The organism is Nonomuraea sp. CA-141351, from assembly GCF_050944675.1.
Lineage (GTDB): Bacteria > Actinomycetota > Actinomycetes > Streptosporangiales > Streptosporangiaceae > Nonomuraea.
The window spans coordinates 11,260,321-11,276,264 of the sequence record NZ_CP191982.1; the positions used below are offsets into that span (position 1 = coordinate 11,260,321).

18 protein-coding genes are annotated in these 15,944 nt (G+C 63.1%); all 18 read left to right on the top strand.

Features of this window, described 5'->3' with window-relative positions:
* The first annotated feature begins 89 nt into the window (after nucleotides 1-89).
* The 18 genes from ACQPWU_RS52900 to ACQPWU_RS52985 all read left to right on the top strand — a co-directional run bounded on the left by ACQPWU_RS52900 (nucleotide 90) and on the right by ACQPWU_RS52985 (nucleotide 15,937).
* Nucleotides 90-506, top strand: a complete 417-nt coding sequence (locus ACQPWU_RS52900; protein ID WP_433434482.1) for a hypothetical protein — start codon at nucleotides 90-92, stop codon at nucleotides 504-506.
* A gap of 117 nt (nucleotides 507-623) precedes the next feature.
* Nucleotides 624-2,060 carry a terminase TerL endonuclease subunit gene (locus ACQPWU_RS52905; protein ID WP_433434484.1) on the top strand — a complete coding sequence of 479 codons (1,437 nt, stop codon included), beginning with the start codon at nucleotides 624-626 and terminating at the stop codon, nucleotides 2,058-2,060.
* A 50-nt stretch (nucleotides 2,061-2,110) separates the two neighbouring features.
* On the top strand, nucleotides 2,111-3,478 hold the full coding sequence (locus ACQPWU_RS52910; protein WP_433434486.1) for a phage portal protein: 1,368 nt from the start codon (nucleotides 2,111-2,113) through the stop codon (nucleotides 3,476-3,478).
* Nucleotides 3,478-4,212 carry a hypothetical protein gene (locus ACQPWU_RS52915; protein ID WP_433434488.1) on the top strand — a complete coding sequence of 245 codons (735 nt, stop codon included), beginning with the start codon at nucleotides 3,478-3,480 and terminating at the stop codon, nucleotides 4,210-4,212. The genes ACQPWU_RS52910 and ACQPWU_RS52915 overlap by 1 nt, the downstream gene beginning before the upstream one ends.
* A 41-nt stretch (nucleotides 4,213-4,253) precedes the next feature.
* A complete protein-coding gene (locus tag ACQPWU_RS52920; protein WP_433434490.1) occupies nucleotides 4,254-4,826 on the top strand; it encodes a hypothetical protein in 573 nt (190 codons plus the stop codon).
* 14 nt (nucleotides 4,827-4,840) lie between these two features.
* Nucleotides 4,841-5,698 (top strand): N4-gp56 family major capsid protein, encoded by an 858-nt coding sequence (locus tag ACQPWU_RS52925; RefSeq protein WP_433434492.1) that lies wholly within the window; start codon nucleotides 4,841-4,843, stop codon nucleotides 5,696-5,698.
* 85 nt (nucleotides 5,699-5,783) lie between these two features.
* Nucleotides 5,784-6,344, top strand: a complete 561-nt coding sequence (locus tag ACQPWU_RS52930) for a hypothetical protein (protein WP_433434494.1) — start codon at nucleotides 5,784-5,786, stop codon at nucleotides 6,342-6,344.
* A gap of 8 nt (nucleotides 6,345-6,352) precedes the next feature.
* The gene (locus ACQPWU_RS52935) at nucleotides 6,353-6,691 is read left to right on the top strand and encodes a phage head completion protein (protein WP_433434496.1); all 339 of its coding nucleotides are present in this window, start codon (nucleotides 6,353-6,355) and stop codon (nucleotides 6,689-6,691) included.
* On the top strand, nucleotides 6,684-7,043 hold the full coding sequence (locus ACQPWU_RS52940; protein ID WP_433434498.1) for a hypothetical protein: 360 nt from the start codon (nucleotides 6,684-6,686) through the stop codon (nucleotides 7,041-7,043). The genes ACQPWU_RS52935 and ACQPWU_RS52940 overlap by 8 nt, the downstream gene beginning before the upstream one ends.
* Entirely contained in the window at nucleotides 7,043-7,420 is a 378-nt protein-coding gene (locus tag ACQPWU_RS52945; RefSeq protein WP_433434500.1) for a hypothetical protein, read from the top strand. The genes ACQPWU_RS52940 and ACQPWU_RS52945 overlap by 1 nt, the downstream gene beginning before the upstream one ends.
* Before the next feature lie 6 nt (nucleotides 7,421-7,426).
* A complete protein-coding gene (locus tag ACQPWU_RS52950) occupies nucleotides 7,427-8,014 on the top strand; it encodes a hypothetical protein (RefSeq protein ID WP_433434502.1) in 588 nt (195 codons plus the stop codon).
* A gap of 30 nt (nucleotides 8,015-8,044) precedes the next feature.
* On the top strand, nucleotides 8,045-8,305 hold the full coding sequence (locus tag ACQPWU_RS52955) for a hypothetical protein (protein WP_433434503.1): 261 nt from the start codon (nucleotides 8,045-8,047) through the stop codon (nucleotides 8,303-8,305).
* 152 nt (nucleotides 8,306-8,457) lie between these two features.
* Nucleotides 8,458-8,709: a hypothetical protein gene (locus ACQPWU_RS52960; RefSeq protein WP_433434505.1), complete on the top strand. Its 252-nt coding sequence runs from the start codon at nucleotides 8,458-8,460 to the stop codon at nucleotides 8,707-8,709.
* Between the two features lie 145 nt (nucleotides 8,710-8,854).
* Nucleotides 8,855-11,554: a phage tail protein gene (locus tag ACQPWU_RS52965; RefSeq protein WP_433434507.1), complete on the top strand. Its 2,700-nt coding sequence runs from the start codon at nucleotides 8,855-8,857 to the stop codon at nucleotides 11,552-11,554.
* A 15-nt stretch (nucleotides 11,555-11,569) separates the two neighbouring features.
* The gene (locus tag ACQPWU_RS52970) at nucleotides 11,570-12,508 is read left to right on the top strand and encodes a hypothetical protein (protein ID WP_433434509.1); all 939 of its coding nucleotides are present in this window, start codon (nucleotides 11,570-11,572) and stop codon (nucleotides 12,506-12,508) included.
* Entirely contained in the window at nucleotides 12,501-13,715 is a 1,215-nt protein-coding gene (locus ACQPWU_RS52975) for a siphovirus ReqiPepy6 Gp37-like family protein (protein WP_433434511.1), read from the top strand. The genes ACQPWU_RS52970 and ACQPWU_RS52975 overlap by 8 nt, the downstream gene beginning before the upstream one ends.
* A gap of 137 nt (nucleotides 13,716-13,852) precedes the next feature.
* Nucleotides 13,853-14,920 carry a hypothetical protein gene (locus ACQPWU_RS52980; RefSeq protein ID WP_433434513.1) on the top strand — a complete coding sequence of 356 codons (1,068 nt, stop codon included), beginning with the start codon at nucleotides 13,853-13,855 and terminating at the stop codon, nucleotides 14,918-14,920.
* A 9-nt stretch (nucleotides 14,921-14,929) separates the two neighbouring features.
* Nucleotides 14,930-15,937 carry a hypothetical protein gene (locus ACQPWU_RS52985; RefSeq protein ID WP_433434514.1) on the top strand — a complete coding sequence of 336 codons (1,008 nt, stop codon included), beginning with the start codon at nucleotides 14,930-14,932 and terminating at the stop codon, nucleotides 15,935-15,937.
* The last annotated feature ends 7 nt before the right edge of the window (nucleotides 15,938-15,944 follow it).

Sequence of the window (15,944 nt, forward strand, 5' to 3'; positions counted from 1 at the left end):
TGTGGTTGCCACCCCTAGCTCTCAAGATACCCGCCGCTGTCGATCACGTTGGCGCATCGAACGATTTCCCTAGCAAAGGAGGTGTGAGCGTGGCTGGTCGAGGCCCAGCACCGAAGCAGGAGCGCATCCGGCGTAATGCCGACCCTGTCGGTTCCATCGCACTCACCTCCGACGCCGTGGTGAAGGCTCCGAAGCTTCCGGGCTACACCACGTACTCGGCTAAGACGCGGGCCTGGTGGGACACGTGGGCCGCGTCCCCTCAGGCTCAGGCTTTCGCGCCTACCGACTGGCAGCGCTTGATCATGCTGGCTCCGCTCGTGGAGCAGTACCACCAGGAGCCCAAGGCGGCCCTGTTGAGCGAGATCCGCCTGAATGAGGAGCGCATGGGTGCGCTGGTCGCGGACCGTCAGCGGCTCCGTATGACGCTGCCCGGCCTGGCCGACGACAAGCCGAAGCTCGCGCCCGTGCGCGACCTGGCGGCCCGCCGGAAGAACCTGGAGGACTGATTGCCGTACGGCCCTGACGGGCGTTGGACGGCACCAGAGCACTCCCTTGGCTATCAGGTCATCGACTGGATTGAGACGTACCTTGTGCATGGCCCTGGCGACGTCCAGGGCCAGCCAATGGAGATTGACCGCGAGTACGCGCGCTTCATTGTCGATTGTTACGAGGTAACCCGCCAGGGACGCCGCCGGGTTAACCGGGCGTTCCTAAGCCGCCCGAAGGGCCGCGCTAAGTCCGAGCTGGCGGGCGCGCTCGGCTGTGCCGAAGCGCTTGGGCCGGTCCGGTTCGATGGCTGGGACGCCAATGGGCAGCCGGTAGGCCGTCCAATCACTTACCCGTATATCCGCTGCCTTGCGACCGAAGAATCGCAGGCGGGAAACACTTACGACAACATCTATTACATGCTCACCGAAGGCCCGGTGATTGACGAGTATCCCGGCCTTGACGTGAACATCGGGCAAGTAAATCTCCCTGATGGCGGGAAGATCGTCCCTTCAACCGCGTCCAGTGCTTCCAAAGATGGCGGCAAGGAAACGCTAGCCATCTTTGACGAGACTCACCTTTACACCACGCCCGAGCTTCACCGGATGCACAACACGGTGAGCCGCAACCTACTTAAGCGAAAGCTCGCTGAGCCGTGGGCGCTCGAAACCAGCACGATGTATGCCCCAGGCGAAGGATCTATCGCGGAGCACACGCACAGCGAATTCCTGAAGGTCCTTGAGGGCCTTCTAGAGAATCCGCATCTGCTGTTCGACCATCGTGAAGCGCCGCCGGTATCCATCCGGAACCGGGCGGAGCTTAAGAAGGCGCTGCGGTACGTGTACGGCCCGGCGGCTGACTGGATGGATCTTGACCGCATGGTCATCGACCTTCAGTCGATGCCGGAGCACGAAGCCCGCCGGTACTTCCTCAACCAGCCCACGGCCACCCAAGACACGTACATCGCCAAGGAAGCTTGGAACGCGGCCCGCGTCGATATGGAGCCGCAGCCTGGCGACCAGATCGCCATCGGCTTTGATGGCTCGCTCAGGTACGACGCGACGGCGATTGTCGGGTGCCGGCTAACCGATGGTCTGGTCTTTCCGATCAAGGTGTGGGAGAACCCGCACACGTCCGAAGACTGGGAAGTCGATGTGCTTGAGGTGTCGGCCGCCATGTCCAAGGCGTTCGACACGTTCAAGGTCGCATGGGCGTACTGCGATCCCGCGTATTGGCAAGACATTGTTGGTCGATGGGCTCAAGAGCATGGCGACAAGACCGTGTTCGAGTTTTGGACCCATCGCGATACGCCGATGGCTAACGCGGTCGAACGGTTCAAGACTGGCGTTGAGACGGGCCAGCTCTGGCATACCGGTGACAAGACGCTAACTCGTCATGTCCTTAACGCCCGCACGAAGGAAGTGCGGGCAGGAATCGTCATCCGCAAGGAGACGAAGAAGTCCAAGCGACACATTGACGCCTGTATGGCGGCAGTGCTCGCGGTTGAGGCTCGCGCCGACGCTATCGCGGATGGGCGACTGAAGCGCCGTAGGCGGCGCGCTATGAGTTACTGAAGGGAGTTCCATTGCTGGCGGGAAGGCCGCCTAAGTCTCCTGCCGAATGGATGGAGTTTCTACAGGGCAAGCTCAATGTCCAGATCGCGGAGAACCGCGAGCGGAACGCCTACTACGACGGTGAGCACCGATTGGCGTTCGCACAAGAGAAGTTCTATGAGGCGTTTGGCGGGCTGTTCCAAAGCCGGTGGGCCGAGAACTTCTGTGCTCTGATCGTTGACAGCGTCGCGGAACGGCTTCGCATCGAGGGCTTCCGGATGACGGACGACCCGGCGGCCGACCGCGACGCATGGGACATCTGGCAGCGGTCATACATGGACGACGACTCCGACAGCGCCCACGTTGACGCTCTGGTGGCGTCCAAGTCGCACGTGCTCGTGTGGGGCGACGGGGACGGCAAGCCCGTCATTCAGCCCAAGGCCGCCAACGAGATGTTCGTGCTGACGGACCCGGCCGACAGGCGTAAGCGCCTGGCGGCCTACCAGGAGTACCGCGACGACTGGGGCACGCTGCACTCTCGCCTGTGGCTGCCCGGCGGCGGCTTCTATAAGGCCATCCGCGAGGAGGGCGATAAGACGTGGCGGCAGCCTGAAGAGGGGCCGAACGCCTTCAAGGTCGTTCCTGTGGTGCCGCTGCTGAACAGGCCCCGCCTGTCGGGCAAGCCGATCTCCGAGCTTGACCGCGTGATCCCCGTTCAGGATGCGATCAACAAGGTCATGATTGACGCCTTGGTCGCCTCCGAGTACGCGGCGTTCCCGCAGCGGTGGGTGACCGGCATGGAGTTGGAGGAGGACGAGAACGGCCAGCCGATCGCCCCGTTCCGGGTGGCGCTGGACCGCATGTTCCACAGCGAGGACCCGCAAACGGCCTTCGGCCAGTTCCAGGCAGCCGACCTGTCGAACTATGTGCGCCTCGCGGAGGCGCTGACACAGGCGCTCGCGTCGATCTCCCGTATCCCGCTGCATTACTTCCTGGTCAACTCCGGCCAGCCGCCTTCTGGCGAGTCCATCAAGTCGGCCGAGGCCGGTTTGGTGGCCAAGGCCAGGCAGCGTCAGCGCTCTTTCGGCGAGAGCTGGGAAGAGGTGATGCGGCTGTGCTTCGCCGTGCTGGGCGACCCGCGACAGGACGCCTACCGGGCTGAGGTCATCTGGGCCGATCCTGAGTACAAGTCGGAGTCCGAGCACATCGACGCTCTTACCAAGCTCAAGTCCTTGGGCGTGCCCGACAGGCAGCTCCAGGAGGACGCGGGCTATAGCCCTGGCCAGATCGCCCGGTTCGACAAGCTCATGGCTGAGCAGATGGAGCGGGCTCGTGTTCAGGCGATGGTGTTCGGGCAGGCGCCCGCGGGTGACCGTTTAAACGGTTCGGCCGGCGGCCGTGACGAGGAGTCCGGCGAGGAGATGCCGGAGGCCGCCTGATGGCGACGCTCGCACAGCTCCGGCGGGATTACTCAGACGCTCGGCTCTCTCTGCGTGCTGGCCTGGTGCAGGCTGCACGGCTCATCTGGGAGGGCCTGCGTCACTCCCCCACGGCCTACGACCGGGCTTCGATGCCCGGTTTCGTCGACCAGCTCGTGCCGCTCGTGCGTGAGGGCCAGGCCCAAGAGGCGGCTCTCACGGTCGCGATGCTGCGGGAGCTGTCTCTACTGCGAACGGGCGTTCCGACGCCCGACGTGGATCTCTCCGGGCTTGAGGGCCGCGAGGGCGGCGTGTCCCTCGAAGACGTCTATGCACGGCCCTTTGTGTGGCTGTGGACGGACTTGAAGAACGGCAAGCCGTTCGAGGTCGCTCTAGACGATGCCGCCGACAGGCTGGGCAAGTCGATTGAGGCTGACCTACAGCTAGCAAGCCGGAACGCGGCAGACGCGGTGATCGACGCCGACAGGCGAGTCATCGGGTTCAAGCGGGTCCTGTCTGAGCGGCCTAACCACTGTCCGCTGTGCGTGGTGGCTTCCACGAACCACTACCGCAAGGGCGACCTGTTGCCCATCCATCCCGGCTGCGGATGCGGCGTTGAGCCCGTCTACGACAGCGGCGATTGGGACGACGACCTTAACCGGCAAGTCGCTGACGCCTACGCGGAAGCGATCCGGAGCCAACAGATTGCCGTGCTTGATCACGGCGAATACGGACCGTACCTGGTTGCGGCCTAACCCCTCCCCGACATGGGGCTTTTCCGACATGGAGGCAAGACATGAGTGAGCAGAACGGCGACGTGACCACGACGGAGCAGCAGACCGAGACGGGGACCGAATCGGCCCCGGACATTGAGGCTCTTAAGAACGAGGTTGCTAAGTGGCGCACCATGAGCCGCAAGCACGAGGCGAACGCTAAGGCGTCTGCTAAGCAGCTTGAGGAGCTACAGGCGGCAAACCTTTCCGACAGCGAGAAGGCCATTGCGGAGGCTCGCGCCGAGGGTGAGCGGTCGGCCGTGACCAAGCTGTCTGCACGGCTTGTTAGCGCGGAGCTTACCGCCGAATCCGCTAAGGCTGGCGTGACCCTGCCGGACGTCGAGTTCATCAACTTCACGAAGTTCGTCGGCTCGGATGGCGAGCCCGACAGCGACGCCATCAAGGCTTTCGTGAAGTCGCTGCCAAAGGCGAACGCTGCGCCCAAGTTCGACCCGGACGCGCTCGGCGGTTCGGGTGACGGCTCCGGCTCCAAGGTGAAGCAGCTCACTCGTGAGGACCTTAAGCGAATGAACTATGCGCAGATCGAGGAAGCCCGTCGTAAGGGTCAGCTCAATGATCTGCTAGGTATCAGTTAGGAGCTATTAGCCCTTTGGCGATCTTTACTGCGCCTCAGCGCGCAGAGCGTTTCATCCCGGAGATTTGGTCTGCCGGGATTTTTTATGCCCTGCGAGGCGAACTCGTAGTCGCTTCCAGTCTGGTTTGCAACCACGACTATGAGGGTCAGATCCAAGACGCGGGCGATAAGGTCCGCATCCCGACTGTCCTTGACCCGGCCGTTGAGGACTACAACCCGGTTACCGGCTTCACCGGTGATCCGCAGGACATCCTTGGCGGCGAGACGTCGTTCGAGATCGACCAGTCCAAGGCGTTCCGCTTCAAGGTCGATGACATCGCTAAGGTTCAGAGCCTCATCGGTGGCCAGTACATGACCGAGGGCATGACCCGCGCGGCTCGCAAGCTTGCGGAGGCGACCGACGCCTACGTGGCGGGCAAGATCCTCGCGGCCACCGTGGCGTACAAGAAGGTTGACCTTGTCCTGAACGCTGCGCCGGACGTGCTGTACGGGCAGCTCGTTGACATCCGTGTCGCGCTGGACAAGACCAACACTCCGGCGAGTGGCCGATACATGATCGTCTCGCCTGAGCTGTACGGCCGTCTGCTGCTGGACCCGCGTTTCATCGACGCGAGCCAGAGCGGCAGCACCGAGCCGCTTCGTAACGGCCTGGTGGGTCGCGTGCTCGGCTTTGACGTGGTGGTGGCTAACACCCTTCCGGCTAAGACTCACCTGATCGCCGGTCACAAGATCGCGACCAGCTACGCCGACCAGATCGTGAAGACGGAGGCGTACCGCCCTGAGCGTTGGTTCGCGGACGCGATCAGGGGCCTTCACGTGTACGGCGCGAAGGTCATGCGGCCAGAGCATCTAGCCGTCGCGCAGACAGCCTGACCCGTTTAAACGCAGCCGCGGGCCGGTCCCAACTTGGGCCGGTCCGACTGCCGGCCAACCCGTTTAAACGAGGAAGGAGGTTGGTTTGCTGGCAACTCTCGCGGACGTAACCGCGAGGCTAGGCCGGGAGCTGGAGCCGGAGGAGACAGCCCGCGTTGAAGCGCTGATCTCCGACGTGTCCGCTCTGGTGGAAGCGCACACGCGCCGCACCTTCGGCCGGGTAGAGAACGACGTAATCACCCTGGAGTCGCCGTCTGAGCTGACGCTGGAGCTGCCCGGCAAGCCGGTCCACCAGGTGACACGGGTGGAGATCGACGGCCACGAGGTGACCGACTGGTCCCTTGTGCAGTCGGCGCTGTGGCGGCGCTGGGGCTGGCGGCTGCGCTGGCTAGACATGAAGCCGTCCACGGTCAAGGTGACGTACACGCACGGCGGGGACGCCGTACCAGCCGACGTTAAGTCCGTGGTGTGCCAGGAAGTGATCCGGCTGCTGTCGGGCACGCCTGGTGTGCAGGCGGAAAGCGTTGGCGACGTGTCGATCACGTACGCCGATTCGGGCGGCTCTGTGGGCCTTAGCGCTGCCGCTAAGCGGTCGCTGAACAAGTACCGCCGCAAGGCCGGTTCCGTGGCCACAAAGGCCGCTTAGGGGTTTCTGTGGCGATCTACGTGGACCGTCTGACAGTGCTTCGCGCCCCTCTCGTGGATGACGTCTACGGCAGCGTCCGCGACTGGGCGAACGCCTCCGTGGCGGGCAGCTATCGCGCGAGTGTGCAGCCAGAGCGGGTCAGCTCCGGCAGTACCGCCGACGAAGACCACGATCGGGAAACAGTTCTTACCACATACCGGGTGTTCGTCCCCGGCTCGGCCGACGTGGCGTCGGCTGACCGCGTCCAGTTCCGAGGTCTGGTCTATGAGGTGATCGGGTCTCCTCGCCATTGGACTGTTGGTGTCGGCCGCCATATCACCTTCGTGATGAGGCGGGTCGATGGCTGACGTTGAGGTGGATCTCGACCGTGTGGCGATAGCTCGGCTCCGGTTCGAGCCGAAGGCCGCTAAGGAGTGCCTGTCGGTCGCTAAGGAGATCGGCCGACTCGCGTATGCGCTCGCGCCCAAGCGTGAGCCGCTACACGAGTACGCGGCTTCCATCAAGGAGCACTTGGAGATTACGCCGGACGGGCCGGTTGCTTACGTGTCGGCCGACAAGGACGCGCTCAAGGTGGAGTTCGGCACTGTGTCGCGCACGCACACCACCCTGTTCGGCAAGCAGGTCCCGCCGTACGAGCATCCCGGCACGCCCCGTTTCCGCCCTCTGGGCAAAGCATTGGACGCTAAGAGAATTTCGTGATGATCGACCCTGTTGAGGTCGCGATCACTTTCCTTAAGCCCCGCCTTAGCGGTGTCGCGGTTTCCGGCTCGCTGGTTGGTCATGCCACTAACAGCCGTCGCTTGGTTGTCACGCTGATTGGCGGCACGCGAGAAGTCCGCAACCGGCTCGACCGGTGGCGGTTGGACTTCGACGCCTACGGGCCGGACAAGCGCGCGGCCCTTCAGGTCGCGCTAACGGCCCGCGAGTTCCTGCTTGAGGAGATGCCCGGCCGAACGGTCGGCGGTGTGGTCGTGGCTGACGTGTCGGAGGAGCTAGGCCCTTCCGACATTTCCGACCCTGTGAGCCGCGAACAGCGGTTTGTTTTCTCGCACGCCATTTACCTGTATCGGAGCTAAGCCCTATTGGCTAAGACCAACGCTAACGACATTCGCTTCGCGCCTCACGGGCGCATCCTCATGGCTTCGGCGAACACCCCTATGCCTGCTCTGCCTACTCCGCAGACCGCGTTTGACGAGACGACCGCGGTGACGGGTTTTACCGATCTCGGCTACGTGTCGGAGGAGGGCGCCGAAATCGTTCCGTCGCTCAGCACGAACGACATCCCCGTGTGGCAGTCGGCTGCCCCGGCGACCACGGTTATTACCGGTGCTGGCCTGACGGTGGCTTTCCGCCTGATGCAGTTCGACCCCGACAGCACAGCGCTGTTCTTCGGCGGCACATGGGTTAAGGGCACCGGCACTCCGGTGACGTCCACGCTGACGCTGCCGTCCACTCCAGAGCTGATCACTAAGGCACTCATCATCATGTGGGGCGACGCTACCCGCGTCGCGGCTCTCTACATCCCGCGTGCTCAGGTGAGCGAGCGTGAGGGCTTCACCCTTACCCGCGTGGACCCTAACGCCCTGTCGATGACGTTCAAGGCGCTCGACGCCAACGGCAAGCTCGGCGACCTGATCGTCTCGGGCGACATGACCACAGCCGCCGGCTGATCCGTTTAAACACTTCGAGGAGCACGACACTTGAGCAAGACCGCGCAGAGGGCGGAGGCGGACGGCAAGCCGTTCCCGGTGGAGTACAACGGCGTCACGTATACCGTGCCGACGCCGATGGAATGGGACGCGGATGTTCTCGACTTCATCGAGGCTGGCCGAGTGACGGCCGCGCTGCGGCTGATTCTCGGTGACGAACAGTACGAGCAGTTCCGGGAGACCAAGCCGAAGCTGCGGCAGGCGGCCGAGCTGGTTGAGCTGATCGGCTCTGCTGCGGGCACGGGAAACTAGCCTGGCTCGCGAGACTCCTCAGCGAGCATCCCGCCGCCGTTGAGGCGGATCTTCAACGCTACTACGGCGTTGACCTTTGCGACCTTTACCGGGGGCGGCTAAGCCTCCGGAAGGTCTACAGCCTTATCTCGCAGCTTCCGCGCGGGTCTGCTGTGCATCGCGCCGAGCATGGCGATGAGGCCGACTGGAGTACGGCCGAACACCTGTTGGCGATCATCGGAGATCGCATCGCGGCCAATACGTGGCTGTTCGCGGAAGTCCATAAGGCCAAGGGGGCTAAGAACCCCGAGCCGGAGCCTATTCCGCGCCCTGGCACTAACCACGGAACCGAGCCGGAGCCGGTTCGGGAGTTCGCCACGCCTGAACAAATCATGCAGCTTCTAGCAAGCCTTAACGGGGGGTGATGTCCTGGTTCAGACGAAGGTCGGCGAAGCCTATGTAGAGATCCATCCGAGGGTAGCTAAGGACTTCGCCCCTAAGCTTCGTGAGGAGCTGAAGGCCCGGCTAAGGCCGGTAGCTGACAACGTCGGCCGTGACATCGGCACCAACATGGGCCATGCGGCCGGTGACGAGTTCGGCCGATCGTTCGGGGACCGCGCGAGCGGCCAGGCGCGCCAGACCGGACAGCGCATCACATCGGCTCTAACCCCTTCCCTATCGAACATCGGTAAGTCGTTCCTTAACGCCTCCGGCGGCGCGGCCAAGTTCGTTAGCAGCTTGGTATCGGTGAGCGGCGCGGCAAGCGTCGCGGCTGGTGGTCTCGGGGTTGCCGTGCAGGGCGCGCTAGCGCTGGCTGCGGCGCTGGCTCCGGCGTCGGGAGCGCTGCTTGCGCTACCTGCCGTCGTGGCGGGCGCGTCTGGTGCGTTCGCCGTCTTCAAGATTGCGGTCGGCAGCTTCGCTGAAGCCTTGGGAGCCTCGCTCTCACAAAGCAGCCTCAAGTTTCAGGGGCTCGTACTCGACATGGGGGCGACGGCTCAGGCCGTGGCCCTGGAGTTCGACCAGCACGTCACACCCACGTTCCTAGAGCTGCGGAAGGTCCTGACCGACCGCTTCACGCAAGACTTCGTCGGCGACTTCGAGCGGCTTTCCGTGGTCTTGGGTGGGCCGCTACAAGTGGGCCTAGGCGCGCTAGCCGCGTCTATCGGACGACTCGCCGATGACGTGCTGGAGTTCGTTGCGCGGGCCAGCACGGCAGCGACGCTGAAGGCGATTTGGCTTGACTTGTCGGGGGCGATCGACACTGTCGAACCTGCTCTAACGCCGCTGCTAGAAGCCTTCCTCAAGCTGTCCGCCGTAGGCGGCACCTTCCTGTCCGGCTTCGCGCCGGGCGTGCGAGACGCGGTGTTGCGTCTCGCGGAGCTGACGACTCGGTTCGTTGAGTCTGGCCGCGCTCTTGAGGCCCTGCAGAACGGGTTCGGCGTGCTGGGCCAGCTCTGGCAGCTCCTCAAGGACATCGGCGGCATCGCTAACGCTGTTTTCAAGGCGATCCGAGAGACCGGGAATGACGCCCTGGGCGTGATCGGCAACCTTGTGGGTGGCCTGCGGGCTTTCCTTGAGTCGGCTCGCGGCCAAGAGATCTTGATCTCGACCTTTCAGGCGCTAGGCCGCATCGGAGCGGCCTTGCTGCCCGTAGTCAGTGCCCTAGCCAGCGGGATCGGCCTACTCGCGCCGATCATCGGCCGACTGGCCGAGATCGTAGGCCCGATCTTGACGACCGCGCTGATTGCGCTCGGGCCAGCCCTGGCCACGGTCGGCGGCGCGCTGGTGGCCGTCTTTCAGCAGCTCGGCGTGGCGGTCCAGATCCTTGCCGACAGCGGAGCCCTTCAGGCCATCGCTGGAGCGCTGGCCGCGCTTCTGGTCGCAGTTGCTCCGATCCTGCCGCCCTTGGCTCAGCTCATCGCGCTACTAGCTCAGGGCTTGGCGTTCGTGATCACGAATTTCGTGGCCCCGGCGCTGTCAACCCTGATCGGCTGGATTTCGCAGGCGGTCAATTGGCTGACGGGTGCGAGCCTTTCTGAGGACACTTGGTTGAGCCGCGTCATCCGCTTCATCTACGATACGGTAGCGCCGCTTTTCCAGCAGGCTTACGAGATCATCTCGCGGATCTTCACGGATCTGGTAGCGTGGTTTACCGAAAATCAGGCCACGGTGGAGGAATGGGGCTCAAAGCTCCAGTCGATCGTTTCTCGTGTAGGCGATATCATCGGTGGCGTTTTTGAGTTCATCTCGATTGCCTGGGATACTTTCGGTGGCCCATTGCTCGACATTGTCGGCAATGTCTTTACCGGAATTCTGTCGGTAGTCGATGGCGTTCTGCGCGCCCTGTCGGGCCTGATCGAATTCGTTCTCGGCGTGATCACTGGTGACTGGGAACGGGCCTGGAATGGCGTCAAGGAATTCTTTGGTGGAATCTGGGATGCCGTAGTCAGCATTTTTGCAACCATCTGGGAAAACTTCAAGGTCCAGTTTAAGACGGCCCTCGACCTCCTAGGTATCGACTGGGAATCCAGTTGGGTCCAGGTGAAGCAAACAGCAGAGCGGATCTGGAATGCCGTAGTTGATTGGATCAAGCGGCGAGTTGACGACGTCGGCCGCATTCTCGACTGGTTCGCATCTCTGCCAGGCAAGTTCGGAGACTGGTTCGGCCGCGTCAAGGATGCCATCGTTGCGCGGTTCAACGAAGCGATTTCCTGGATCAGCGGAATTCCGAATTCGATCACGCGCATTTTCGCGAATGCGGGAAGCTGGCTATATAACGCGGGTCGCGAGATCGTTAACGGGCTCTGGAACGGCATCGTTTCGCTCTGGAACTGGGTCGTTTCTCAGTGGAACAACATGGTAGACGGCCTGATCCGCACCGTTAAGAACATCCTCGGCATCGCCTCCCCATCTCGCGTTTTCATGGAGATCGGACGGTACATCGGCCAGGGTCTAGCGAATGGCATCACCGGGACTAAGCGCCTGGTTGGAAATGCGGTTTCTGGTCTGGCAGACCAGGTGACGTCCGCCTGGCCCGTCGCCGAGCTGCCGCTTGCGCTGGACGCAGATCGTTTAAACGATTCCGCGGCTTGGGGCCGCAGCCCGGCAGGGCTCTTGCCTGCAAGGACTCAGCCGGCCGGTAGCACCCTCGTCACGGCCGGTGCCTCAGCTGAGCGGGTCTACAACGTCACGCTCAACGCCGCCCCGAACATCCCCAGCGAACGCCAGATCGTGAATGCGCTGTCGTACGCAGACGCCCTGTACGCCTGAAAGGGGTGACAGACAATGGCCGATTGGCCAAAGACAACAATTGAGCTGGCCACCCCTGGAGACGTCGCGGACGGTAGCGGCGGCGCATACACGTCCAGCTACAACCTGACCAGCGGGGCAAACGGCATCATCACCATGCCCGGCATGAAGGGTTTCGATGCCCCGCCCTACAACCTGTTCTATGACGAGCTGCCCGCGCTGGATGGCGGGTACCCCCGCCATTCCCGTGCTAGCTCGCGCGAGCTGTTCATCCCGCTTTTCCTAGCAGCCCCGGACCGGGCGGGGCTGCTAGCCCTCAAGCGTGGTCTTATCGCTGCGATCAACCCGACACTTGGCCCATGCCGAATCACTCTGACGGAAGGCGACGGTTCACAGCGCTACATCGACGCCTACTATGTAAGCGGCGCCGAAGGCGACGAAGGGCAGGATATCTCCGGTCTCCTGTGGCTCAAGCTCGGGCTGGTCTTTCGCGCACTCGATCCGTTTTTCTATTCGGGTACGTCGCACGTCATCAAGTTCACCACCGGCGCTCTAGAAATCGTCCCCTTCTTCGGCAGTCCTTTCCTTGGGCGGCCCTTCGTGAACAAGGCGCACTCCCTGAACGGCTCCTCCACGATCACCATTACCGGCGACGTGGATACGTGGCCACTGTGGACAATTCACGGCCCAGCATCGGGAATGACATTCACGCGCAAGGTGCCGACCGGCCCCGAACAGTCCTTCACCGTGAACGCTGGCCTGTCCGAGACACAAACTCTCGTGATCGACACGCGGCCACGCCGCAAGGCGGTATTCGATCCGGTCACTGGAGAAAACCTGTGGAAGCGTCTCGGGCCCAGCCCGCACCTGTGGCCTATCTCACCCGGTTTAAACGAAGTGCTCATTGACGTGAGCAACGTGGGCGCGGAAACCTCCGTGTCTCTCACTTACGCGCCGAGGTTCATCAGTGCCTAGCTTTCTCGTTGAAGCGCGCGACGCCTTCTATTCGCGCGTGGGCGTGATTGAGCAATACACCAGCTTGGATGTCATCAGCCGATTCAACGGAATCGGCGCGTGGACGTTGACGGTCCCGGCCGACTCGGCGGAGGCAACCATTCTGCAACCCGGCGGCGGGACCATCGTGTGGATTGAAGGGCTATCACGGCCCGTCATGTCGGGGCCGATCACAGACGTTACTCGCACCTGGTCGGCCGAGCAGCCCGGCCGGGGCCTTGTGACCTTCGCGGGAGTCAGTGACGAGACGTTGCTGTGGTCCCGGATCACGCTCCCGGTGCCAGCCAACACGGTGGAGAACCAAACCGCGGACCGCTACACCTACACCGGGCCTGCGGCCGGTGTGCTCCGCCAGCTCGTGAACGTCAACGCGGGGCCAGCGGCCCGCGCGGACAGGATCATCCCAAACCTTGACGCCCCGGCCTACTCTTTCGGCCGCACGATGACCATCGGCACGCGGTTCGATGTGCTCGGGGTGGCGCTACAGGAGATCGCCGCGTCAGCCGGGATCGGCTGGCGGCTACGCCAGGGCACAACGGACAGGCTTGTCTTCGAGCCGTACACGCCTCGCGTCCACTATGACGGCGAAGTGGTGTTCAGCCCAGATGCGGGCACGCTGGCCGCCTACAGCTACAAGCTGACGGCACCAGCCGCGAGCCGTCTTGTAGTGGCCGCCCAAGGCGAAGGCCGCAACAGGTGGCTCAAGCAGTACGACGACACGTCTAGCGCGCCTTCCGAGTGGTTCAGGACACCGCTGGAGCGGTTCGTAGACCGCCGAGACGTGCCGGTCGCCCGTGGGGCGAATGGCTCGCCGGTGAACCCTGACGACACGACACAGCCCGCCGACCCTGACGCGCTCGCGCAGCTCGACCAGGCGGCGGCTGAAGCGTTCGCCGAATCTCGGGCGCTCGGGGAGCTGTCCGTCACGCCGATCGACACGGACACCCTTCGCTACGGCGTTCATTACGAGGTGGGCGACGTGGTCACCGTGGATGTTCACGGCCAGATCGTCACCGACGTCTTGCGAGAGGTTCGCCTTACCGATGGCACTGGCGGCCCGCGCGTGCAGCCGGTCATCGGCACCGATGGCGCATCTGGCACCCCTGGCCTGTATCGGGAGGTTCGCCGCATCTGGAATTCGATCAGGAAGCTTGAAGCGAGAAGGTAACCAACTTGGCAGAGCGGGCTTTCCCTTTTGACGGTGGACCGGGAGCGGTTCTCACTGAGCCCGACTGGGAGGCTATGGCGTCCCTGTGGCAAGACGACGGGGTCGCGGACACCCCACCCGGCACGGCGCTTAGCGTCGTGTCTGAAGAGGTGCCCGGCAAGCTCAAGGTGAAGCCCGGAAGGGCCAGTTTCCGGGGCTTCCATTACGTGCTTGATGTCGAGACAGAGCTGAACTACAGCCTGAACGCCGACGCTTCGCGGTGGCGTTCGGACACGATCGTGCTCCGGCTCGACCGGGGCACGAACAAGCTAGCCATCGCCCTCAAGGAAGGCGTGGTAGGCGGCAGCCGGCCGGACCCTGACACGAGCGGCCCGACGCCAGAGATGGCGCTCGCGTACATCAACGTTCCGCCGAACTCGGCGGCTGTTCCCGCCAACCAGGTCGTTGACCTTCGCCAGTTCGTCAGCAGGCGTATCCGGATCAGCGCTAAGGGAAACGAGACGTTTCCGGACGGCACAATCTTTTATAACGCCGATCAAGGGCGTTTCTACGCGAAGATCAAGCAGCGTGGGGCAACCTCATCTGAAGTCGCCCCTATGCCGAAGTTCCGCGAAGTCGTTGCGTACGACGCTGCGGACAGCAGCGAATATCCCGCTAGTGCCCCTGTAGGCACGTTGGTGTGGGATGAAGAGCTCGGACAGATTGTTGTTCAATCCTCTTGGACCACACCGACTTGGATTCCCGTAGGCGGCTCCAAGCTGGAGGCGATCAAGCGGCGCGGTGGCGACCTTCAGATCACTTCGGGCACTGCCAGCACTGCGGAGACCATTCTCACTATCCCCATCGACCGTACGGGCAGTTTCCAGTTTGAGGGCGTCATCTTTTATCGGATGGCGACAGCGGGCACAACGGCCACGTTGCAGCTAACGACTCCGTCTCTAGGCACGTCGGGGCGTCTCACGATCGGGTTCGAGTACAACAACGGGTCCAACACCAATAGCCTACGCATGGCGTCGATCACATCCGGTACGTCACTTGGTCCGTTCGGGGCGCCAGCCGCGTCCACGGCCTATAGCTGCCGCGTCTACGGCTCTTTCACCAACTTGGGTGCAGCGAGTCTCGGCAACCTTGGGATCACTTATCTAAACCCCGGTAGCACGCTAACCATCGTGAACGGCAGCTATTTGACCGTTCGCCAGGTATGAGGAAATGGCTTGGCTGAACACTCCTACCCATTCGACACTTCGGCCCTGAACGAAGCGCAGTGGTCCCGCATGGCGGGAAGCTGGCAAGACAACGGCGTCGATGCTCGCGGCCCCTGGGATCAGGCGCTCAAGGTGCTGACGACTGGCCAGCCGTTCCAACTCCTGGTGACCTCGGGTAACGCCAAGGTGGCGGGCTTCCACTACGAGCTGGACGCGAACACAGTGGTCCTGTTCCAGGAGAACAAGACCACTGCATCGCGCACTGACCGGGTCGTCCTCAAGCTGGACAGGGAAACGAACACTGTCGCCCTGACGGTCAAGCAGGGCGGAGCCACGGCTCCGCCCATCGATCGCTCTTGGGACGCTCTCGAAATCCCGCTGGCCACTTTCACCGTCCGAGCAAACTCGGACACGGTTGTGCCCGCCGATCTGACTGATGTACGCGAGTTCGTTTCATCGGGTGTGCAGATGCTCCCCGCGGTTAGCGGCCCCGGCGCTCGCCAGCTCACCGAAGGGCAGATCGGCTACAACCCGACTGCCGCGAAGTTCTACGCCCGCGACAACGCGCGGGAATTCGAGCTCGGGCCGCCACAGGACCTATCGCCATACGTCAAGAAGACCGATGCGAACCTGTCCTACGCCCCGCGCGTCCATTCCCACACCTTCTACGCTAGCCCGCTTAGCTTCACCTGGCAGTCAGGCTTGCGTGTAGATACCGCGCAGGCGTACGCCAGGGCGGGCGTTGCGCACTTCAGCTTCAGCTTGGACCGCACCGCCAGCGGCACGCTCCCCTCTGGAACTGTATTCGCCTCCATCAATGCGCTGCCGTATGCCGGGTACCCGCTATTCATCGCCTACGTATTTAGCGACAACGCTTCGACCTTGACTAAGGCCGGATGCGTGGCTCTCAACCCGAACGGCGAGTTTTACACGTACAACACCTTCTGGGGATCGGGAGAAAACATTATCGTTTCCGGCTCCTATCTGATCGCCCCCGGAAGCGTCACCGTCACCTAGGAGTCAA

What these genes read in the sequence shown, in the direction of transcription:
- ACQPWU_RS52905 (WP_433434484.1), top strand. Translation starts at nt 624, where the DNA reads ATGGAGATTGACCGCGAGTACGCGCGCTTCATTGTCGATTGTTACGAG.
- ACQPWU_RS52910 (WP_433434486.1), top strand. Translation starts at nt 2,111, where the DNA reads ATGGAGTTTCTACAGGGCAAGCTCAATGTCCAGATCGCGGAGAACCGC.
- ACQPWU_RS52915 (WP_433434488.1), top strand. Translation starts at nt 3,478, where the DNA reads ATGGCGACGCTCGCACAGCTCCGGCGGGATTACTCAGACGCTCGGCTC.
- ACQPWU_RS52920 (WP_433434490.1), top strand. Translation starts at nt 4,254, where the DNA reads ATGAGTGAGCAGAACGGCGACGTGACCACGACGGAGCAGCAGACCGAG.
- ACQPWU_RS52940 (WP_433434498.1), top strand. Translation starts at nt 6,684, where the DNA reads ATGGCTGACGTTGAGGTGGATCTCGACCGTGTGGCGATAGCTCGGCTC.
- ACQPWU_RS52945 (WP_433434500.1), top strand. Translation starts at nt 7,043, where the DNA reads ATGATCGACCCTGTTGAGGTCGCGATCACTTTCCTTAAGCCCCGCCTT.
- ACQPWU_RS52965 (WP_433434507.1), top strand. Translation starts at nt 8,855, where the DNA reads ATGGGCCATGCGGCCGGTGACGAGTTCGGCCGATCGTTCGGGGACCGC.
- ACQPWU_RS52970 (WP_433434509.1), top strand. Translation starts at nt 11,570, where the DNA reads ATGGCCGATTGGCCAAAGACAACAATTGAGCTGGCCACCCCTGGAGAC.